This window comes from Dysosmobacter welbionis (assembly GCF_005121165.3).
Taxonomy (GTDB): domain Bacteria; phylum Bacillota; class Clostridia; order Oscillospirales; family Oscillospiraceae; genus Oscillibacter; species Oscillibacter welbionis.
The window spans coordinates 1238285-1258681 of sequence record NZ_CP034413.3 but is presented as its reverse complement, the minus strand read 5'-3'; the positions used below and the strand labels follow the sequence as shown (position 1 = coordinate 1258681).

General features: G+C 62.5%; 23 protein-coding genes. 9 read left to right on the top strand and 14 right to left on the bottom strand.

What is annotated here, in order from left to right; genetic code table 11:
- Positions 1-2: 2 nt before the first annotated feature.
- The 6 genes from EIO64_RS06720 to EIO64_RS06695 all read right to left on the bottom strand — a co-directional run bounded on the left by EIO64_RS06720 (position 3) and on the right by EIO64_RS06695 (position 5543).
- Positions 3-1076, bottom strand: coding sequence for a M24 family metallopeptidase (locus EIO64_RS06720; RefSeq protein ID WP_136891024.1), 1074 nt, complete (start codon positions 1074-1076; stop codon positions 3-5).
- Positions 1077-1248: 172 nt separating this feature from the next.
- Entirely contained in the window at positions 1249-2859 is a 1611-nt protein-coding gene (gene pyrG / locus EIO64_RS06715) for a CTP synthase (RefSeq protein WP_136891023.1), read from the bottom strand.
- A gap of 501 nt (positions 2860-3360) precedes the next feature.
- Complete coding sequence (locus EIO64_RS06710; RefSeq protein WP_136891022.1) at positions 3361-3588, bottom strand: hypothetical protein; 228 nt, start codon at positions 3586-3588, stop codon at positions 3361-3363.
- A gap of 109 nt (positions 3589-3697) precedes the next feature.
- Complete coding sequence (locus tag EIO64_RS06705) at positions 3698-4309, bottom strand: ABC-2 transporter permease (protein ID WP_025544970.1); 612 nt, start codon at positions 4307-4309, stop codon at positions 3698-3700.
- Positions 4306-5160 carry an ABC transporter ATP-binding protein gene (locus EIO64_RS06700; RefSeq protein WP_025544971.1) on the bottom strand — a complete coding sequence of 285 codons (855 nt, stop codon included), beginning with the start codon at positions 5158-5160 and terminating at the stop codon, positions 4306-4308. The genes EIO64_RS06705 and EIO64_RS06700 overlap by 4 nt, the downstream gene beginning before the upstream one ends.
- A complete protein-coding gene (locus EIO64_RS06695) occupies positions 5157-5543 on the bottom strand; it encodes a GntR family transcriptional regulator (protein WP_025544972.1) in 387 nt (128 codons plus the stop codon). The genes EIO64_RS06700 and EIO64_RS06695 overlap by 4 nt, the downstream gene beginning before the upstream one ends.
- Positions 5544-5725: 182 nt before the next feature.
- On the opposite strand from EIO64_RS06695, the gene EIO64_RS06690 reads away from it, so the two are divergent.
- From EIO64_RS06690 to EIO64_RS06675, 4 genes are read left to right on the top strand one after another with little or no spacing between them, the layout of a single operon-like run.
- The gene (locus EIO64_RS06690; protein ID WP_119311611.1) at positions 5726-6703 is read left to right on the top strand and encodes a hypothetical protein; all 978 of its coding nucleotides are present in this window, start codon (positions 5726-5728) and stop codon (positions 6701-6703) included.
- Between the two features lie 18 nt (positions 6704-6721).
- Positions 6722-8092, top strand: a complete 1371-nt coding sequence (locus EIO64_RS06685) for a vWA domain-containing protein (protein WP_119311610.1) — start codon at positions 6722-6724, stop codon at positions 8090-8092.
- A gap of 12 nt (positions 8093-8104) precedes the next feature.
- Positions 8105-9628 carry an ATP-binding protein gene (locus EIO64_RS06680; protein ID WP_119311609.1) on the top strand — a complete coding sequence of 508 codons (1524 nt, stop codon included), beginning with the start codon at positions 8105-8107 and terminating at the stop codon, positions 9626-9628.
- The gene (locus EIO64_RS06675) at positions 9625-9918 is read left to right on the top strand and encodes a NifU family protein (RefSeq protein ID WP_021748171.1); all 294 of its coding nucleotides are present in this window, start codon (positions 9625-9627) and stop codon (positions 9916-9918) included. The genes EIO64_RS06680 and EIO64_RS06675 overlap by 4 nt, the downstream gene beginning before the upstream one ends.
- A 64-nt stretch (positions 9919-9982) precedes the next feature.
- Here the strand turns inward: EIO64_RS06675 and EIO64_RS06670 are convergent, their stop codons facing one another.
- The 5 genes from EIO64_RS06670 to EIO64_RS06650 form a co-directional block, all read right to left on the bottom strand.
- Positions 9983-11419, bottom strand: a complete 1437-nt coding sequence (locus EIO64_RS06670) for an S-layer homology domain-containing protein (RefSeq protein ID WP_119311608.1) — start codon at positions 11417-11419, stop codon at positions 9983-9985.
- A 79-nt stretch (positions 11420-11498) separates the two neighbouring features.
- Complete coding sequence (locus tag EIO64_RS06665; protein WP_136891021.1) at positions 11499-12581, bottom strand: LCP family protein; 1083 nt, start codon at positions 12579-12581, stop codon at positions 11499-11501.
- A 64-nt stretch (positions 12582-12645) separates the two neighbouring features.
- On the bottom strand, positions 12646-12906 hold the full coding sequence (locus tag EIO64_RS06660) for a hypothetical protein (protein ID WP_021748168.1): 261 nt from the start codon (positions 12904-12906) through the stop codon (positions 12646-12648).
- A gap of 46 nt (positions 12907-12952) precedes the next feature.
- Positions 12953-13201 carry a sporulation transcriptional regulator SpoIIID gene (gene spoIIID, locus EIO64_RS06655; protein WP_025545171.1) on the bottom strand — a complete coding sequence of 83 codons (249 nt, stop codon included), beginning with the start codon at positions 13199-13201 and terminating at the stop codon, positions 12953-12955.
- Positions 13202-13346: 145 nt separating this feature from the next.
- The gene (locus EIO64_RS06650; protein ID WP_021748166.1) at positions 13347-14510 is read right to left on the bottom strand and encodes a pyridoxal phosphate-dependent aminotransferase; all 1164 of its coding nucleotides are present in this window, start codon (positions 14508-14510) and stop codon (positions 13347-13349) included.
- Between the two features lie 187 nt (positions 14511-14697).
- On the opposite strand from EIO64_RS06650, the gene EIO64_RS06645 reads away from it, so the two are divergent.
- The gene (locus EIO64_RS06645) at positions 14698-14922 is read left to right on the top strand and encodes an HpcH/HpaI aldolase family protein (RefSeq protein WP_021748165.1); all 225 of its coding nucleotides are present in this window, start codon (positions 14698-14700) and stop codon (positions 14920-14922) included.
- Positions 14923-15017: 95 nt separating this feature from the next.
- On the top strand, positions 15018-15539 hold the full coding sequence (locus EIO64_RS06640; protein WP_021748164.1) for a nitroreductase family protein: 522 nt from the start codon (positions 15018-15020) through the stop codon (positions 15537-15539).
- A 136-nt stretch (positions 15540-15675) separates the two neighbouring features.
- Here the strand turns inward: EIO64_RS06640 and EIO64_RS06635 are convergent, their stop codons facing one another.
- Positions 15676-16176, bottom strand: a complete 501-nt coding sequence (locus tag EIO64_RS06635) for a hypothetical protein (protein WP_119311607.1) — start codon at positions 16174-16176, stop codon at positions 15676-15678.
- A gap of 242 nt (positions 16177-16418) precedes the next feature.
- Between EIO64_RS06635 and mtnA the strand changes: the two genes are divergently transcribed.
- From mtnA to EIO64_RS06620, 3 genes are read left to right on the top strand one after another with little or no spacing between them, the layout of a single operon-like run.
- Positions 16419-17495, top strand: coding sequence for an S-methyl-5-thioribose-1-phosphate isomerase (mtnA, locus tag EIO64_RS06630; protein WP_136891020.1), 1077 nt, complete (start codon positions 16419-16421; stop codon positions 17493-17495).
- 47 nt (positions 17496-17542) lie between these two features.
- The gene (gene deoD, locus EIO64_RS06625; protein WP_136891019.1) at positions 17543-18277 is read left to right on the top strand and encodes a purine-nucleoside phosphorylase; all 735 of its coding nucleotides are present in this window, start codon (positions 17543-17545) and stop codon (positions 18275-18277) included.
- Positions 18278-18280: 3 nt separating this feature from the next.
- Positions 18281-18574: a hypothetical protein gene (locus tag EIO64_RS06620; RefSeq protein WP_021748160.1), complete on the top strand. Its 294-nt coding sequence runs from the start codon at positions 18281-18283 to the stop codon at positions 18572-18574.
- 201 nt (positions 18575-18775) lie between these two features.
- Here EIO64_RS06620 and EIO64_RS06615 read toward each other — a convergent pair whose 3' ends face one another.
- Positions 18776-19831 (bottom strand): DUF4179 domain-containing protein, encoded by a 1056-nt coding sequence (locus EIO64_RS06615; protein WP_158629712.1) that lies wholly within the window; start codon positions 19829-19831, stop codon positions 18776-18778.
- Positions 19815-20303 (bottom strand): RNA polymerase sigma factor, encoded by a 489-nt coding sequence (locus tag EIO64_RS06610; protein ID WP_025545819.1) that lies wholly within the window; start codon positions 20301-20303, stop codon positions 19815-19817. The genes EIO64_RS06615 and EIO64_RS06610 overlap by 17 nt, the downstream gene beginning before the upstream one ends.
- Positions 20304-20397: the final 94 nt, after the last annotated feature.

The following is a 20397-nucleotide window of genomic DNA, read 5'->3' as shown; positions in this document are numbered from 1 at the left end:
GGTCAGAGAATGACCAGCTCCTTGGGGGCCAGAGTGAGGTTTTGACAGCCCTCCGGTGTGAGGTACAGCACGTCCTCAATCCGCACACCCAGCTTCCCGGGCAGGTAGATGCCCGGCTCGGCAGAGATCACCGCCCCGGCGGGCAGGGGCTTGTCGTTGGAGGGAGTGGCGTTGGGCCCCTCGTGGATCTCCACTCCCACGCTGTGGCCGAAGCTGTGGCCGAAACAGGGACCGTAGCCCGCCTGCCGGATGATGTCCCGGGCGGCGCCGTCCACGGCCTTTCCAGTGGCCCCGGCCCGGGCGGCTGCGATACCCGCCAGTTGGGCCTGCAGCACCGTGTCGTAGACCTGGCGCATCTCATCCGTCACGGATCCCACCGCCACGGTACGGGTCATGTCGGAGCAGTAGCCGTGATAGATGCAGCCGAAGTCCATGGTGACGAACTCCCCGGCCTGGATGACCTTTTCCGAGGGTACCCCGTGGGGCAGGCTTCCGTTGGGGCCGGACACCACGATGGGATCGAAGGACTTGTCCTCCGCCCCGTAGTGGAGCATGAGATACTGGAGCCGGGCGGCGATCTCCTTCTCCGTGACGCCGGGCCGGATCTCGTTCAGGATATCCGTCAGGGCCTTCTCCGCAATCCGCTGGGCGGCAATCATGATCTCCAGCTCCTCCGGGTCCTTTACCGCCCGCAGTTCTGCCAGCAGGTCCGCCGCGGGCACCAGCTCACAGGGCAGAGCCCGGGCATAGGCGTCGTGCTCCCGGACGGTCATATAGGCGTCCTCAAACCCCAGGCGCTGGATGCTGTGGCGCTGGACGGCCTCCATCAGCAGGGCGGAATAGCCCCGGCCGTGGCCTGCCTCCTGGACCTCCGCATCCTGCACATGCCGCCGGGCGGCCTCTGTGTACCGGGAGTCGGTGAAGTAATAGAACTTCTCTCGGGTGACCAGGGCCATGCCGTCGGTTCCGGCGGAGTGGAAGCCGGAGGCGTAAAAACGGTTGGCCTCATGGGTCAGCAGCATACCGTCCAGGTCACGGGATTCCAGCTGGGCGGCGATTTTAGCAAAATGATTCATCGTGTTACCTCCTGAGCCTCTATTTTCTTCACAGAGGCCTTTACAAATCCGTAGAACAGCGGATGCGGCCGGTCGGGACGGACGGCCGCAGCGGCAGTCCGCGAGAGATGCTGGCGGGCTCGCCCCTTGCGGGGCAACCGCCCACATGGCAGATAGCCGTCCCGCCCGGGACTTATTGAGTGTCAGCTTCCATTTTCTCCACAGAGGCTTTGATAAACCCATAGAACAGCGGATGCGGCCGGTCGGGACGGCTCTTGAACTCCGGGTGAAACTGGGCACCCACGAACCAGGGGTGGTCCGGCAGCTCGATGATTTCTACCAGGCGGCCGTCCGGGGACAGGCCCGCCAGCCGCATACCGCCCACCTGCATCTCCGCCCGGAAATCGTTGTTGAACTCGTAGCGGTGGCGGTGGCGCTCGGAGATCTCTGCCGCGCCATACAGCTCCCGGCTGCGGGAGCCCTCTGCCAGCACGCAGGGGTAGCGGCCCAGCCGCATGGTGCCGCCCTTGGCGGTGACATTCACCTGGTCCGGCATCAGGTCGATGACCGGGTGGGCGGTGGAGGAAAATTCGGAGGAGCTGGCGTCTGCCCAGCCCAGCACGTGGCGGGCGAACTCGATCACCGCCATCTGCATCCCCAGGCAGATGCCGAAGTAGGGAATGCAGTGTTCCCGGGCGTACCGCACGGCCGCGATCATGCCCTCGATGCCCCGGTCGCCGAAGCCGCCGGGCACCAGGATGCCGCTGCAGCCCGCCAGCCGCTCCGCCGCACTGGCCTCCGTCAGGGTCTCAGAGTCCACCCACCGGATGTCTACTACCGCGTCGTTGGCGGTGCCCGCATGGTTCAGGGACTCCACCACGGAGAGGTAGGCGTCGTGGAGCTGGGTGTACTTGCCCACCAGGGCGATGGACACCCGCTTGCGGGCGTTCTTCTCCCGCTTCACCATGGCGCTCCACTCCCGCAGATCCGGCTGGTGAGTGATGAGGCCCAGCTTCCGGCACACCACCTCGTCCAGACCCTCCTTGGCCATCAGCAGGGGCACCTCATACAGCGTCTCCGCCGTGGCGTTCTGGATGACGCAGTCCGGCTGGACATTGCAGAACAGGGCAATCTTCCGGCGGATGTCCTCTGTGATGGGCACGTCGCACCGGCATACCAGAATATCCGGCTGGATGCCCAGGGACAAAAGCTCCTTCACGGAGTGCTGGGTGGGCTTGCTCTTCAGCTCGCCGCTGCCGGGGATCTGGACGATGAGGGGCACGTGGATGAACACCACATCCCCCTGGGGCCGCTCCGCCGCCACCTGCCGGATAGCCTCCAGGAAGGGCTGGGACTCAATGTCGCCCACGGTGCCGCCGATCTCCGTGATGACCACGTCCACGTCCTCTTCCGCCATGGCGTAGATGCGGCGCTTGATCTCGTCGGTGATGTGGGGGATGATCTGCACCGTGGCGCCCAGGTAGTCGCCCCGGCGCTCCCGGTTCAGCACGGACCAGTAGATCTTGCCGGAGGACACGGAGCTGTTGCCGGTGAGGTCCTCGTCCACGAACCGCTCGTAGTGGCCCAGGTCCAGGTCCGTCTCGGCTCCGTCCTCGGTGACGAACACCTCGCCGTGCTGATAGGGACTCATAGTCCCCGGGTCCACATTGATATAGGGGTCGAACTTCTGGTTCCGCACCCGGACGCCCCGCTGCTTCAGAAGCCGCCCCAGGGAGGCCGCGCAGATCCCCTTGCCCAAGCCGGAGACCACGCCGCCGGTAACGAATACGAATTTCGTTGACATGCCGCTCACCTTGCCTTTCCACGCAAACAGTTTTAGCAGGAAACCGAATTGTACGCCCCGGGCCGACAAACAAAAAACAAACTTCATGCGCGGTACAGTGCACCACGAATACAGGCAAATGCCGCTGCGCATGAAGTTTTGCGCATCATTTCCGGTTGCCCCAAAGGGGCGGGGAAATGGCGCATTTTCGTTTTTTGTTATGCAAAAGCATAACAAAAAACACCGCCGGACCGATTTTGCGGCTGAAAGTCCCAGTCTCTTTCGGGACGTTCGGCCGCGGTCCGCGGTGTGTCTGTTCGGTTGTCGCGTTGCGGCATCCGCCGCAAACCGCTGCCCAAAGCGTTTCCAAAAAATACTGTTTCAGTGTAGCACCGGCTTGGGAAAATGTCAACGGCCGTCAGATGGCAAAACCGGCAGAATCCGCAGGGCGATTCCAACTGGTTTTCTGTGGATTTCGGCAAAGGCCGGGCGCGGAAACTCCGCGCCCGGCCTTTGGAAGAGTCATGGAGCCCCGTAGGTCTGGTGGATCTGGACCAGCTCCATGGGGGACTCCACCCAATTCTCCACATACCCGCAGCCGCAGCTGACGTAGCGGATCACCGGGACCTTGCCCAGCAGGGTGTACCGGGTGGTGTAAATGTTGCTGCCGCTAGCGTAGCGGCTGGGGTGGTCGGGGATTCGGACGATGTCTCTGCTGCCGCACTTGGGACAGGTGTGCGAATTCTTCATTTCGGCTCCTTTCGATTCAGGAGGGCCGCCCCGCACAGGGCCAGCAACGCGGCCAGGTCCGCCGGGGCCGGCGCCGGGCAGAGCGTTTTCGGTGTATCCTCCATACCGCTCACCGGCTCCGGCGGCCGTAAAACCGGATGGCGAGAGGGATGGACACCACGGTCAGCACCACGGCGGCGATGGCGGCGGGAACCAGGGAGAGGGACAGATAGAAGCCGCCGTCCAGGGAGGACTGCTCAATGGTGGCGATGCCTCCGGCGCTGGCACACACCAGAAAGATGATGAGGAACATCGCCAGCCGCCCCTTTTCTACGCCGAACCGGAACATCATGGGCAGGGTGATGTCCAGGATGCACACGGCCACGCACACGGACAGCAGGATGACGGGGATGGAGGGACCCTCCACATCGCTGAGCCAGATGACCGACAGGATGGTCTGAAGGACAAAGGTGGCCGCCGCCGAGACGGCCACGGCGATCCAGCCGAAGAGATACTTGCTCAGCACCACGTCCCGGGCGGAATACGGCATCATGGCAGCCATCTGGTCCCAGCGGCTCCGCTCGTCATAGGCCAGGGCGGTGTAGGGCAGCATAGAGGCATACACCACGGCAAAGGTGCTGTAAAACGTGCCGGGGATGCAGGAGAACACCAGAATTAACAGCAGGAAGATCTTCATCTGCCGGAAGATCACGTAGTAGTCTTTCAAAAGCAGGGCACTCATTGCTCCTTCGCTCCTTTCACCAAAAACAGGACGATATCCTCCACTGTGGGCCGCTCCAGCGCCCAGCCCGCAGGCACCAGCGCCCGCTTCACCAGGCACCGGACGCCGCCGAAGCTGCTGTTCTCCCGGGCTACCACGGCCCCGTCCTGAAGGCTGTTCACTTGATCTGCCGTGCCCACGAAGATGCCATACTCCTCCAGCAGCCGATCCTTCTCGTCGCAGAACAGCAGCCGCCCCTGGTGGAGGAAGGCGATATAGTCGCACAGCTTCTCCAGGTCGCTCAAAATGTGGGAGGAGATCAGGATGGAGTGGTCCTCCTCCCGGGTGAACTCGTTGAAGATCTCCAGCACCTCGTCCCGGACGATGGGGTCCAGGCCGGCAGTGGCCTCGTCCAGCACCAGCAGCCTGGGGCTGTGGCTCAGGGCCACGGCGATGGCCAGCTTCATCTTCATGCCACGGGAGAAGTCCTTGAAGGGCTTTTTCTCCGGCAGGCCGAAGCGGGTGAGGTAATTCTGGTACTGTTTTCCGTCCCAACGGCGGTAGGTCTTGGCCATGACGCCTCCCACCTGAAGGGCGTTCAGGCTCTCTGGGAAATAGGCCTCGTCCAGCACCACGCCGATGTCCTCTTTCAGGGAGAGAAACTCCGGCGCGGCGGAATCCGCCCCCAGGACGGTGCAGGTGCCGCTGTCCGGCCGCAGGGCCCCCATCAGCAGGCGGATGGTGGTGGACTTGCCGGCGCCATTCTCTCCCACCAGACCGCAGATGGTGCCGCTGGGCACGGTGAGGGACAGGTCCTGTAAGGTAAAGCCGGGAAAGTGTTTCGTCACATGGCTCAATTCAATGGCGTTCATACGTGAGGTTCCTCCTCTTTCAGCAGGATGCGGAGCATTTCCATCAGCTCCAGTGCCGAGACGCCGCACTGGGCGGCCAGCTCCACGGCGGCGTCCAGGTGGTCCTCCAGCTCCTTCAGCTTCTGCTCCCGGATCAGGTCCAGATTCTTTTCCGCCACAAAGCAGCCCTTGCCGGCCACGGTGTAGAGGAAGCCGTCGGCCTCCAGCTCGTCGTAGGCCCGCTTGGTGGTGATGACGGAGATCCGCAGGTCCTTGGCCAGGGCCCGGATGGAGGGCAGCGCCTCTCCGGGGGAGAGCTTCCCGGCAATGATCTGGGCTTTGATCTGGGAGTAGATCTGATCGTAGATGGGTTGGTTGGTGGTATTGCGGATGATGAGTTCCATGGAAGTCACTCCTGTTCGTACTGTACATTTACAGTATATACAGTATGCACGGATTGTCAAGAGGGAAATGCTGGATCCCGCAAAAATTTTTGTGGTCCTTGGGGCTAGGCTCTCAACAGAAAATGTGATACACTACTAAAGCTGAGACTGACGGCTTGTCCGGAGAAAAGGAGGTGAGCGCCGTGGAGACCATCCCCGGCAGCGGAAACTGGAAGCTAACCATTCGCCGGGAGGCGGCGGGGATTACCATCCTGCGGGCGGCCACCTGCGACGCCCGGGCCCGCCTGCCGGAGACGTTATACGGCCTGCCGGTGACGGCCCTGGGGGACCACGCCCTCTCGCCCACCGCCGCTTCCGCGGAGGGGGAGGACCTGCTGGTGACCTGCGGCACCGGGACGGACCCGGGGACCTGGAGCAACCGGGACCTGGAGGACCTGACCCTGCCCCGGTCCCTGGAGCGGGTGGGGGATTACGCCCTGATGAACTGCGGCGGCCTGCGGACCCTGCGGCTTCACGACGGCATCGGTCAGTGGGGCGGCGGGGTGCTGATGAACTGCCGACGGCTGGCAGCCTTCCATCTGACCCGGGTGGGGGAGCAGGGGGACACCCTGGCCTGGTTTGCCGACGAACTGCCCTGGGAGCTGGACGTCACCGTGGAGGAGACGGACGGCACCGTGTTCCGTTTGCTCTTTCCGGAGTACCGGGAGGTTTATGAGGAGAACTGCCCGGCCCATCACTTTGATTACAACATCTTCGGCGCCGGATATCCCTATCACCACTCCTTCCGCCGGAAGCGGCTGGACCTGCGGACGTATGACGAGCTGTGGAGCGGTTTTCTGGGCATGGAGCACGATGAGGACTGCGCGGTGCGGCTGGCCTTCTGGCGGCTGCGCTACCCGGTGGAGCTGACGCCCCGGGCGGAGGGGCAGTACCTGTCCTACCTCCGGGCCCACGCCGGAGAGGCGGCAGTCTGGCTGGTGGGAGAGCGGGACATGCCGGGGCTGGCGTTTCTGCTGAGGACGGCGGAGCCGGACCGGGAGGCCCTGTCCGCCGCCTGCGCCCTGGCGAGGGAGAGCGGGGTCTCCGAGGCCCTGGCCCTGCTGCTGGAACAGCAGCGGGATGTGGCCCCCCGGGGGCTGGACAAGACTTTTGACTTATAGCAGGGAAGGAGGCGCACCATGGCGGCCAAGGACCTGACGGCCATCGGACTGGAGATTTTGCAGACGGCCCGGAATGAACTGTATCTGAATCTGCCCTATCTGGATGTGGCGCTGTGCAGCCTGGACTTCCAGCCCGGCGGCGGGGTGACGCTGTCCCTGGCCACCGACGGGGAGACGCTGTACTACGACGGCAGCTTCCTCTCGGAGCGGTATCTCCGGTCCCGGACGGCGGTGGACCGGGCCTATCTCCACGTGCTGCTCCACTGTATGCTGCGGCACCTGTGGAAGAAGCGGGGCAGGGTGGCGGAGCTGTGGGATCTGGCCTGCGATGTCGCGGTGGAGAGCATCCTGGACGAGCTGGACTACCCCTGCCTGGCCGGGGGCTTCGTCCCCGCCAAGCAGAAGTTCTACGGCGAGTGCCGGGCAGAGATGCCGGTGCTGACGGCGGAGGGCATCTACCGCCATCTCCTGCGGCTGGACCTGCCGGAGTACGAGGTGGCCCGGCTCCAGCGGACCTTTCTGGTGGACGACCATGGCCTGTGGGACCCGGACCAGCAGGACCAGGAGCAGCAGAAGCAGCGGGAGCAGAAGTGGCAGGGCGTCTCCGAAAAGACCCAGACGGGACTGGAGACCGTGCTGGCCGGCAAGGCCACCGGCGGCGAGGCGGTGCTGGAGCAGATCCAGGTGGCCAACCGGGACGACGTGGACTACCGGACCTTCCTCCGGCGGTTCGCCGTGCCCCGGGAGGTGATGGCGGTGGACGGCGACGCCTTTGACTATATCTTCTACACCTACGGCCTCCAGCTCTACGGCAACATGCCCCTGGTGGAGCCGCCGGAGACGAAGGAGGAGAAGCGGATCGAGGACTTCGTCATCGCCGTGGACACCTCCATGTCTACCTCCGGTGAGCTGGTGCGGCAGTTTCTGGCCTGCACTTACGCCATCCTCCGCAGCACGGAGACCTTCACTCGGAAGGTGAACATTCGCATTCTCCAGTGCGACGACCAGGTCCGGTCCGACACCCCCATCCGCGACCTGGAGGAATTGAAAGCCTATATGGAGAACTTCTCTCTGATGGGCGGCAGCGCCACGGACTTCCGGCCGGTGTTTGAACACGTGGCGGAGCTCCAGGTAGAGGGGGCCTTCACCTTCCTTCGGGGGCTGGTATACTTCACCGACGGCATGGGCGTCTATCCCCGGAAGCGGCCGCCCTATGACACGGCCTTCGTGCTGTTGGAGGAGCCGCCCCTGTCCGTAAAGATGCCCCCCTGGGCCATCCGGCTGGTGGTGCCCACCCCGGCCCTGGAACAGGCCGCCCGGGAGGCAGCGGAGGAGGCCAAAGCCGCCGGGCTGGACCTGATCGATTTGGACGAACTTCCCCAACTGTAAGGAGCTAACGATATGAACATCAAACAGGCAAAGCAGGAGATCACCAATACCTTGAAGGCGTATCTGGCCAAGGACCAGCTGGGGAACTACCTGATCCCCACAGTGCGCCAGCGGCCGGTGCTGCTGATGGGCCCGCCGGGCGTGGGCAAGACCCAGATCATGGAGCAGATCGCCGCCGAGACCGGCGTGGGCCTGGTGGCCTACACCATCACCCACCACACCCGACAGAGCGCCATCGGCCTGCCCTTCATCGAAAAGCGGACTTATGGCGGGGAGGAGGTCTCCGTCACCGAGTACACCATGAGCGAGATCCTCTCCTCCGTTTACCGGCTGATGGAGCGGACCGGACTGCAGGAGGGCATCCTCTTCCTGGACGAGATCAACTGCGTCAGCGAGACCCTGGCCCCCATGATGCTCCAGTTCCTCCAGTGCAAGACTTTCGGCAACCAGGCCCTTCCCGAGGGGTGGCTGATCGTGGCGGCGGGCAACCCGCCGGAGTACAACAAGTCCGTCCGGGACTTCGACGTGGTGACCCTGGACCGGGTGAAGCGCATCGACGTGGAGGAGGACTACGGCGTGTGGAAGGAGTACGCCCGCCGGAAGAACCTCCACGGGGCCATCCTCTCCTACCTGGACATCAAGAAGGACAACTTCTACCGCATCGAGAACACGGCAGACGGCCTCCAGTTTGCCACCGCCCGGGGCTGGGAGGATCTCAGCGAACTGCTGTACGCTTATGAGACCCTGGGCATCCGGGCGGACCGGGAGGTGGTGGGGCAGTACATCCAGATGCCCCGCATTGCCAAGGACTTCGCCAATTACCTGGAGATGTTCTACAAGTATCAAAAGACCTACCACGTGGAGGGGATCCTCAGCGGCACCTGGGAGAACATCACCGTGCTGGAGCTGCGGGAGGCGCCCTTTGATGAGAAGCTCTCCGTCATGGGGCTGGTGCTGTCCCGGCTCAGCGAGGAAGCCCGGAACACCCGCTGCCAGGACGCCCTGACCGACGCCCTCCACACCTCCCTGACAGAGTTTCGGGAGAAGATCGCGGACGCGCCGCCGCTGACGGTGCTGGACCAGCTGCTGTGGAAGCGGCGTACTGCCATGAAGCAGGCCAAAGAGGCCGGCCAGTTGGACAAGGAGTCCCGGGACCTCAAGCAGCGGGAGATCAACGCCCTGGAGGACTACCGCCAGCGGCTGGACCGGGAGGCCGTGGCCCCGGAAGGGGCTATGGACGCCGTCCGGGGCTGGTTCGGTGAAGAGGTGGAGCGGCGGAAGGCCGTGGCCATGGAGACGAAGGACATGTTCGACAACGCCTTCCGTTTCCTAGAGACCACCTTCGGCAACAGCCAGGAGCTGGTGATCTTCGTCACGGAGATCACCGTCGGGTACAACACCTCCTGGTTCGTGGAGCAGTTTGGCTGTGACGCCTATTTCCGCCACAACCGGGAGCTGCTGTTTGACAGCACCCGCCACCGCATCCGGGAGGAGATTGCCGCCGCCAAGGCGGCAGAACAGGAGGAAAACACATGAGGGAAGAGTGGAAGCAGATCGAAGCCGTGCTGGACGAGAAGGTGCGCCCGTCTCTCCGGGCCCACGGGGGTGAGCTGGAGATCGACCACCTGGAGGACGGCGTGCTGTATATCAAGCTGCTGGGCCAGTGTGCCGGGTGCCCCTCCGCGGACCTGACCAACGAGACGCTGATCGAGCATGAGCTGACGGCTGCCCTGCCGGAGCTGGTGCAGAAGGTCGTGGTGGTCCAGACTGTCAGCGACGAGCTGTGGGAGCAGGCCAAGCGGCTGCTGCGGGACCATCATCTTTGAAAGTCGGCAGCCCCTGAAGAGAAAAAAGCGCCCCCGGCAAAAGCCGGGGGCGCTTTTCAACAGCTTACCAGCTGTGGTGCTGCCAGGACTCTTCGGCAGTCATGGCGAAGTAGTCGTAATTGGGGGCGGGGCCGCTGTCGCCCCAGGTGGTGTCGATGTGGTAGTCTGTGCCGTCCAAGGTGGCCACGGTCCAGATGTGGGAGTTGTTGGAGAGGGCTGTGCAGTCGATGCCCTCCAGCTTCAGCAGCAGGTTGTAGGCGCCGGTGTACCCGTCGCACACGGCGGTGCCGTTTTCAAACAGGCTGTATGCAATATGGCTCAGGGAGCTGTCCCCGGCGGTGTAATCATAGACGCAGTTATCGCAGATCCAGGTGAAGTAGACCCGGGCCTTCTCATAGTCGGACATGGAGGTGGTGATCTCTCCGCTCTCCCACAGGGCATCATGGACGGCAATGGCCGCCTCCATGGCCGCGTCGCGGTAAGTCAGGATCTGATCTCCCGCGCTGGCGGCGGAGAAGGTGAGGGTGATGGACCCGTCCGCAGAATAGGTGCAGTTGACCGTGTTGTAGCATTGCTCACAATAGGTTTTCACAGCTGCCAGGGCCGCCTCCATCACCCGTCGGGCGGAGGTTACGGAGAGACTGGGGTACTGCAGGACCAGCGTGTTCTGGTTGGATGCCAGCATGTAGCGGACGCTTTCATCTATCTCCGCCGCAGTGGCGGGAGCGGCGATATACGTCCCCAAGGGCACCAGATCTCCCATGGCAGCGCCCAGGGCGCTCCAGGACTCCTTTCCCAGGTCCCAGTCCGGCGTTGCCCGCAGGCTTGGATCCACCATGCGGGTCAGCATGGCGGCGGCCGCGCCCCGGGTGATGGGCTGGTCCGGCAGGAAGGAGCCAGCGGCGTCGCTGCCTACGGACACGCCGGTGCGGTAGAGGGTCAGGATGTCCTGGTAATAGGGGGTGTACTCGGTCACGTCGGTGATGAACTGCCGGCTGGCGTAAGCCTGAGTTACCAGGTCCGCGTGAACGGGCGGCAGGGCCTCCTCCGGAAGCGTGTTCGCCAGCACATGGGCCACCTGGGCCCGGGTGGCGGGGGTGGAGAGGGACTCGTCCAGCTCCGTGCCGATGACACCCTCCGACTGGAGATAGCGCAGGTACCGGAGGGCCGCTGCCTCATTCTCGGCGGCATAGGCGCCTGGACCTGCCTCCGCGTCTCCGGTGCGGTACAGACTGCGGATGCGGCCGGCGAAAATCACCACCTGCCCAACGGTCAGCTGGTCTCGCAGGCCGAAAGTGCCGTCGGCCTTGCCTACGGAGAGACCATACGCATACAGCGCCGCCACATTGTCGTAGAACGTGGACTCCGGCGTCAGGTCGGAGAACTGGCCGGCGTAGGTTTTGCTGCGGACAAAATTGTCCGGGGTGTCCTGGGCGGCCCAGGCGGGGACAGTAAGAGCAAGCGCCAGTGCCAGCACCAGCGCGGGGACCCGTTTCTTCATGACGGCACCTCCTTATACAAAATGGAAGATCGAATTCAGGATTTCTGCCTGATGGAACAAAACGCGGACAGGGGCCTTTTCAGGAGGGGATGTCCAAATCCTCCATGGTCCGGTCCTCCACATAGGGATTCAGGTACTGGTTGACCAGCTCCAGAGTGGCGTCCGGGTCCAGATAGATGTAGGGGGAGCGCCACTCGTTGGGCAGAGTGGAGAAGGAGATCTTATCCACGCCCATGCTGATGGCCTCCTTCCCCAGCCAGGCCAGGTTCCCAAGGGACAGGTCCGTGTCCACATACTGCTGGAAGATCTTGGCGAACTCCCCCACCTTGTCCACGTTGGAGAGCGTCAGCGTCTGTTGAGCCACGGCTTTTAGGAAGTTCTGCTGGGTCTGCATCCGGCCGATGTCCTCGCTGCCGTAGCCGGAGCCGTCGTTGTTGTGGCGGAAGCGGACCACCTTCAGCGCCTCCGCACCGGAGAGATGCTGCATCCCGGCGGAGAAGTGGATGTGCAGGTCCTGGTAAGGATCGTCGTAATTCATGCTGATGGGGACTTCAAAGTCCACGCCGCCGATGGCATTCACCAGCGCGGCGAAGCCGTCCAGATCTACGGTTACCGTAAAATCCACTGGGATGCCCAGCTGCTGGGAGATGGTCTCGGCCAGCAGAGCGGTCCCGCCGGAGTTATAGGCGAAGTTGATCTTGTGGTTCTTTCCATTGATGACGGCCTTGGTGTCCCGGGGGATGCTGACACCATAGATGTAGTCGTTCTCTGCATCCACGGCCACCAGGATATTGGTGTCGCTGCCGCCATTGTGGTCATCCACGCCGGACACCAGAATGGTGTAGAAATAGGGCTTGCGCTCCAGATGGGCCGCCTGGGCCAGGACTTCTGCGTCCTGGGCGGTGTCTTCGGCGGAGACCTCCTCCGCTTCGTCGGGCCGGGTGGTTTCGGCGGGGACCTCAGGGGACGGAAGAGACAGAAGTAGCCGGCATACAGTGCGGCGGCCACAAAGACCACGAGAAGCAGCAGTCTGCTCCAGCTGCGCCGTCTCCGGCGGGTTCTCTTTGCCATATTCAAAACGCTCCTTACAGCCGCGGCGGTGCCGCGGGGGTTTCTTTGGAAAAACTGGGTGAGAAGATTTACATAATACTCGTTGCAACATTATAAAACGGGAAGCGGAAAAACACAAGAGGAAAATGGCGTGCCGGAGCGCGGCACGCCATTTTTCAGGAATTCTCCGCATCTTCCCGGGTCTCCTCCGGAACCAGCTGCTGCAAGAGAGTCTTGATGTCAGCCAGCAATTGGTTCTGATAGGAGAGGGCGCATCGTATGTAATGGAGTGCCGGATCCAGGTCCTGGATGGGCTCCACGCCCTCCACCGGGTGAGGCCAGCGGCGGACGGGAGGCTCCGGGGTGGCCGGCACTGCGGCGACCGGGGGCTCCGGTGTGGACCGGGCCACGCGGCGGCAGCGGGATTGCTTTGCCATATCGATTCCTCCGTTGCGAGCTTTCTAAGACTAGTCTATGCGCATTTTATTCCCCGCGGTACTTTTTCCGGGTGGCGATGCCGCCGCGGATGTGTCGCTGGGCCTTGTTCACCTCCAGGACTTCCTTCACCTGCTGGTACAGCACCCGATTGAACTGGGGCAGCCGTTCGGAGATGTCCTTGTGCACTGTGGATTTGCTGATGCCGAATTTCTGTGCGGCGGCGCGGACCGTGGTCCGGTTTTCGATGATGTACTGAGCCAGCCGTTCGGCCCGCTCCTCCATGTTACCCTTCAAAACACAACACTCCCCGCCTCTTGTTGCTCCATCCTATGCGGGGAGAAAAAGGGATATGCGCGGACTGGGGCGGAGGGAAGAGAACCTCTTCTGTCTTTAGACGAAAAAGGGCCCGTCCGGGTTTTCCGGACGGGCCCGAGGGGGATTATTTTTTCAGCTTCTGGATCTTCTCCAGCCGGTTCAGGGCCTCGTTGAGGGTGTCGTCATTCTTGGCGAAGTGGAGGCGGATCAGGTGGTTCACCGGCTCCCGGAAGAAGCTGGAGCCGGGCACGGCCCCCACGCCCACCTCCCGGGCCAGGTTCTTGCAGAACTGCAGATCGCTCTCATAGCCGTACTCTCTGATGTCCAGCAGCACGTAGTAGGCGCCCTCCGGGTCATTGTGGGAGATGTGCAGGTCATCCAGCCCCTTGAGAAACAGGTCCTTCTTGTGGGTGTACTTGGCCAGCAGGTCGTCATAGTAGTCCTGGCCGAACTCCAGGCCGGGGATTACCGCCTCCTGCAGCGGCGCGGCGCAGCCCACCGTCAGAAAGTCGTGGACCTTCTTGGCCCGGTCGATGATCTCCTCCGGCGCGATGATGTATCCCAGCCGCCAGCCGGTGATGGAGTAGGTCTTGGACAGGGAGGAGCAGGACAGCGTCCGGTTCCACATCCCCGGCAGGGTGGCGAAGTAGGTGTGCCGGTGGGGGGCGTAGACGATGTGCTCATACACCTCATCGGTGATGACGTAGGTGTCGTATCTGGTGGCCATCTCCGCAATGGTCAGCAGCTCCTCCCGGGTGAAGACCCGGCCGCAGGGGTTGGAGGGGTTGCACAGCACCAGGGCCTTGGGACGTTGGCGGAAGGCAGCCTCCAGCTCGTCCACGTCGAAGGTGAAGGCGGGCGGGTGCAGTGGCACATAGATGGGCTCCGCCCCGGAGAGGATGGTGTCTGCCCCATAGTTCTCATAGAAGGGGGAGAAGACGATGACCTTGTCCCCGGGGTTGGCCGCGGTCATCATGGCGCACATCATAGCCTCGGTGGAGCCGCAGGTGGCCACGATTTCCTTGTCCGGGTCGATGGTGCGGCCCATATAGCGGGACTGCTTGCGGGCCAGGGCCTCTCGGAAGTTCTGGGCCCCCCAGGTGACGGAGTACTGATGGGGGCCCTCCCGGGCCACCTGGGCCAGCCGTTCCAGGATCGCCTGGGGCGGCTCGAAGTCGGGGAAGCCCTGGGACAGGTTCACCGCGCCGTACTTCAGGGAGACGCGGGTCATCCGCCGGATCACGGAATCGGTGAAACTGGCGGTGCGTTCAGAAAGAGGCTGGGGCATGGTCAAAATCACTCCTTAATTTGGAACAGTTGGGAAAAAGTCCTGCCAAAGCGCAATATTTTTATCAGTATAGCACGTCACGGGACAGCTGTCACCTCCGGAATCCGCAAAGGGGCGATACCTGATGTGAAAAAACGTTGGGAATTCCGGGGGGATGTGCTATAATAGATGAGAAAGGGGCACGGCCATGCACGTTGCATTTTCCGCTCTGCTGGCGGAGGGGCGGCCTTTTCTGGGGACCTTCATCCAGTCCGCTGCACCGGAGTTTGTGGAGGCCGCGGGCTACGCCGGGTTCCGGTTCTTGACCGTGGATCTGGAGCACACCTATTACGGCCCGGAGAAAACTGTGGAGATGGTCCGGGCCGGGGAAGCGGCGGACCTGTGCGTCCTGGCCTGCGCGACACCATCCTGATGTACCAAAAGTGCCGGGAGATTATGGGGCAGGTGCTGGAACCCGGAGCCATTTGATTTTCAAAGCAACATAACGATAGAAAGGAAGCTGCGAACATGAACGAGACATTGAAGGTTTTGAAGGAGCGCCGGAGCGTCCGCAAGTACAAGGCGGAGCAGATCAGGGACGAGGAGCTGAACGCCATTCTGGAGGCGGGCACCTGGGCGCCTTCCGCCAAGGGACTCCAGACCTCTGTCATGGTGGTGGTCCAGGACCCGGAGACCATTGCCTGGATGTCCAAGCTGAACGCGGAGATCCAGGGCAATCCCGGCACGGATCCCTTCTACGGTGCCCCCACCGTGGTGGTGGTTCTGGGGGACGGAGAGAAGCTGAACTGGCTGCAGGACGGCTCCCTGGTGATGGGAAACCTGATGACCGCTGCCGCGGCTTTGGGACTGGGCTCCTGCTGGATCAACCGGGCCATGGAGCTTTTTGACCGGCCGGAGGGCAAGGAACTGCTGAAGAAGTGGGGGCTGCCGGAGACCTACCGTGGTGTGGGCAACTGCATCCTGGGGTATGTGGAGGGGGACCTGCCCGCCCCCAAGCCCCGGAAGGACGGCTGGATCCTCCGCGTGTGACAGATACACAGGGCGGCGGGAGCATTCCCGCCGCCCTGCTGTTTTGCTGCGGTAGCCCTTGGCGAATCGTATGCAATCGCTTCATTTGGTGAAATCAACAGAGAGGCCTGTAGATATGATCGGCTTGTGATTGCGCTCAAAAAGATGAAAGTTCCCACTTGATTGTATCCATATCCACATAGGCATGTACTGGATTGCGTGGATCAAGATAAATAACGGGCTGCTGAAAATCAGTAGCCGGCTTTATCCATGACAAGAGGCTTTTGACTGTATAAGTCCGTCCGCCATAACAGTAGGAGCATTGAACGACCCACGGAGAGCATTGCCCGGGCCAGTTTACAAATGTCTTTGTGTTCCAGTTGATCCAAACTAGATGTCGAACGGATTGAATTTTTCCGACCACTGAAATGCCGTTTGTTTTTAGGTGCTTTCTGCGCTGCTCCTGCAGACCGCACCTCGCCAAACAAACAATACTGCCCAATAAAAGGATCGCCCCAATTGGGATAAAAGACCAATTGCAGCCGCCATTCACAGGGATGTCTGTGATATAAAAGAGCATCCCGAGGAAAACAAAAATGATTCCCATCAACCCAAATATAAAAGCGCATAAGGACCAGATCGTTTGGGGCTGGCGCATACAATCCCTCCTGATACACAGGCTCACTGGAAACACCCCTATTTTATCATACAAACCCATTTTTCACAAGGTCGGTTGGTGAAAGACGGAGTTCAGGCCATCACAACGGAGCTTGAAAAGGGAACTGCTGACCTCCCCCCCTTGCGTCGGCGGGGAAATTGCGATACACTGGACGGGAGAACACGAAGGCGCTGCCCCGGGAGACCGGAGGGGCGGCCGCCGTTTGGAAAGGAAGAACCACCATGCCAGATATCACCGCGGTAACCCATGCCCAGAACATCCGCTACGACCGGAAGGCGGAGGCCCTTTACATCATCGACCAGACCCTGCTGCCGGGGGAGGAGAAGGAGATCCGCCTCCAGACCATTGACGAGATGGTGGAGGCCATCCGGGCCCTGCGGGTGCGGGGGGCCCCGGCCATCGGCATCTGCGCCGCCTACTGCATGTATGTGCTGGCCAAGTCCATCCGGACCGAGGACCGTCCCACGTTTTTGAAGCGCCTCAGCGACTATGGCCAGCAGCTGGACGCGGCCCGTCCCACGGCGGTGAATCTGGGCTGGGCCATCCGGGAGATGATGCGCACCGCCTTGGAGCATGTCCACGATACCCGGGGCCAAATGCTGGACGCTTTGTACGAGCGGGCAGTAGTCATCCATGAGGACGACATCGCCAAATGCAGGGCCATCTCCGAATACGGTCTGAGTCTGCTGAAGGAGGGCGACGGCGTCCTGACACACTGTAATGCCGGGCCCCTTGCCACCTCCCGATACGGCACGGCCCAGGGCCCCTTCCTGCTGGCGGCGGAGCGAGGGATGCACATCCGGGTATTCGCCGACGAGACCCGCCCCCTGCTCCAGGGCGCCCGGCTCACCAGCTATGAGCTCCAGCGGGCCGGGGTGGACGTGACGCTGATCTGCGACAACATGGCCTCCATTGTCATGAAGAACGGCTGGGTCCAGGCCTGCTTCGTGGGCTGCGACCGGGTGGCCGCCAACGGCGACACCGCCAACAAGATCGGTACCTCCGGCGTGGCGATTCTGGCTAAGCACTACGGCATTCCCGTCTACGTGCTGGGCCCCACCTCCACGATTGATATGGCCTGCCCCGACGGGGACCACATCCCCATCGAGGAGCGGGACGGCGAGGAGATCAAGACCATGTGGTACGAAAAGCCCATGGCTCTGCCCGAGGTGAAGTGCTACAACCCCGCCTTCGATGTGACGGACCATGAGCTGATCGCCGGCATCGTCACAGAGAAGGGCATCTGCCGCCCGCCTTATACCAAGAGCCTGAAGGCGCTGTTTGACGACAAGAAGTGACAACGAAATGGAATATCTGACATCTACATTACAAGGAGGAATCAAAAATGGCCATCAAGGAATCCCCATCCGCCTCTATCGCGGCGGAAGAGAGCCAGATTGCAAAAGCTGTGCTGATGCCCGGCGACCCCCTGCGGGCCAAGTACGTGGCGGACCACTATCTGGAGGAGGTGGTGTGCTTTAACACCGTCCGGAACATGCTGGGCTACACCGGCACCTACAAGGGCAAGCGCATCTCCGTCATGGGCCACGGTATGGGCGTGCCCTCTATGGGTATTTACAGCTATGAGCTGTACCAATTCTTCGGTGTGGATACCATCATCCGCATCGGCTCCGCCGGCGGCATCGGGGATGATGTGAAGGTCCGGGATGTGGTCATCGCCCTGGGGGCCTCTACCAACTCCCACTTCGCCGACCAGTACCGGTTCCCCGGCCAGCTGTGCGCCACCGCCGACTTCCGGCTCCTCCGGGACGCGGTGGAGACGGCGGAGGCCATGGGCGTCCGAGCAGATGTAGGTCAGGTGTTCACGGCGGACCAGTTCTACAACGACAACCCCGACGCCGGGGCCATGTACCGGAAGTTCGGCATCCTGGCGCTGGAGATGGAGACGGCTGGCCTCTACTGGACGGCCCAGCGGCTGGGGAAGCGGGCGCTGTCCCTGCTGACCATCTCCGACCACATCTTCACCGGGGAGTCCCTCTCCGCCCAGGAGCGGCAGGACTCCTTCCACGAGATGATGGAGATCGCCCTGGAGACTGCCTGGAAGTCCCTGGAGGGCTGACGTATGGCGCTGTTCGGAAAGCGTGAGAAGGCCTATGAGGTCTGGGGCGACAAACCCCGGTGGAAGGAAGCCCGGCAGCGGCTGAAGGATGCTGGCATCAAGGTCATGGAGACCGGTTTCTATGAGACGGAGGCGCCGGCGTGCGGCTGCGGCGCCAAGCTGGACCACCGGGACTTCGGCCCCAACGGGAAGATCGACCGGCTGACCTACTACATCTCCGTGAAGCCGGAGGACGTGGAGCGGGCGAAGGAGCTGCTGGCGGATCTGGTAAAGCCGGAGCACGTGGCGCCCCAGTAACCGGAACTGCAAAAGATAAGGACCCGCTGGGGCGTGTGCCCCGGCGGGTCCTTCTTCTGCAAAAAACGTTTTGACAGGACAGGCAAAGTTTTAATTTAGAGCAGTGCGGGCCCCTTCGTCTGAGAGCCATCCGATAGAGGCGGCCGCACAGTTCTCTGCGCTGCTTCCGGAACGGTTCGGCCTGCCTGGGAATGCCTCAGCTCACTCCGCTGTCAGATCGTACACCACGCCGCCCACAGAGATGGAGGCCATGTCCTCCATGGGGAGGACCTCAGAGAACACCTCGCCCTTGGAGCAGACAGTGACGCCATCCTCCGGGCCGATGCTGCCGCCGGCGTTAGACAGGTCGATCACCGTGCCGTCGGTGAGGGTCAGCAGGATTTCCACGTTTTCGAAGTACCGCTGTGTGGTGAGGCGGTCCTCTTCGCTTTGCCGGCCGCTGCCGGAGTTGCTCCACACCACCTCGCTGTCCACGGTGTAGTCCACCTTGTAGGCCACGGGAGAGAGGGTGATGGAGTCGATGGTGAAGGTCATGCCGTCCTGGGTGAAGGTCTCGCCGCCGCTCAGGGTGACGGAGCTGTCCTCGTAGGTCATCTCAAACTTGAGCCTCCACTTACCCTCGATGATGGGTACGGCCTCGCCGGCCTCCTCGTCCCACTTGTAGAGGTTCTCGAACACACCGGTGGCGGTGCAGTCGTTGATGGGCTTGTCGGCGCTGACCGTCTCCACCATCTGGATGGAGCTGGCTGCGGGATCCTCCACCACAAAATAGCTGCTGCCGTGGCTTCCGCCCAGAATGCTCAGGTCCGTGCCGTTGCCGTGGACCAGCAGCATTTCGCCTGTGATGTCCTCCGGCAGCAGGCGGGTACCGTCGTCCCGACTGATGGTGTAGACGATAACGGCATTATACGCATCGCCCATGACGGCGTCGGCGGTGACGGTGACGCCGTTGTCCGTGTCGCTGGCGCCCACGGGATAGCCGATCTTGTCGATGATCTCCGTCTGAGCGGGTGCCCCGCCAAAGAGGGGAGAGAAGACCTCCGCAGCGGACCGCAGGATGCCGGTGGCGCCGGCGGTGCCCACTGCCAGCACCAGCACCGCCGCAGCGGCGATCAGGGCTATCCGGCGGACGGGGCGGCGAGCGGGCCGGGTCTGCTTCCGCGCCGCCTCAGCGGCCCGGCGGGCGATGGCGGCCTTTTCCTCCTCTGTAAAGTGCAGGCTGTTCAGGGACTCCTGATATTCAAACGAGCTGTTCATAGCCATATCCTCCCAAAAGTTCTTTCAGCTTCGTCCGTCCCCGGGCCAGCCGGGTGTGGACGGTTGCGGTGGGGATGCCCAGGATTTGACCGATCTCGGCAGCCTGGTAACCCTCGTAATAGAACAGGTAAATGACGGCCCGGTAGTGGGGCGGCAGCTGATTTACCGCCTCCAGCACAGACCCGTCGCCCGCCTGGGGGGCGGGGACCTCCAGTCCGACATCCAGGGATTGCGACCGCTGCCGCCAGGGGCTTTTCAGCAGGTCCTTGCAGGCGTTGGCCGCCATCCGCAGGATGTAGGCCCGCTCGTGCTCCGGGCTCTTAAACTCCCGGGGCTCCATCAGCAGCTTCACGAAGACCGTCTGGCAGATATCCTGGGCATCGTGGGTGTTTTTCAGATAGGTGTAACTGAGGCGGAGGATCGCGTCGGCGTATGTGTTGGCCAGCCGCTCCGCCTGTTCCATATCGTCCATGTATCTCAACTCCTTTGGAGCGCTCTCACCCAGGATACGATCCGGCGGGGAAAAAACTTTCAGGGAGGGGAAAGTTTTTTTCAGGGCAGGAAAA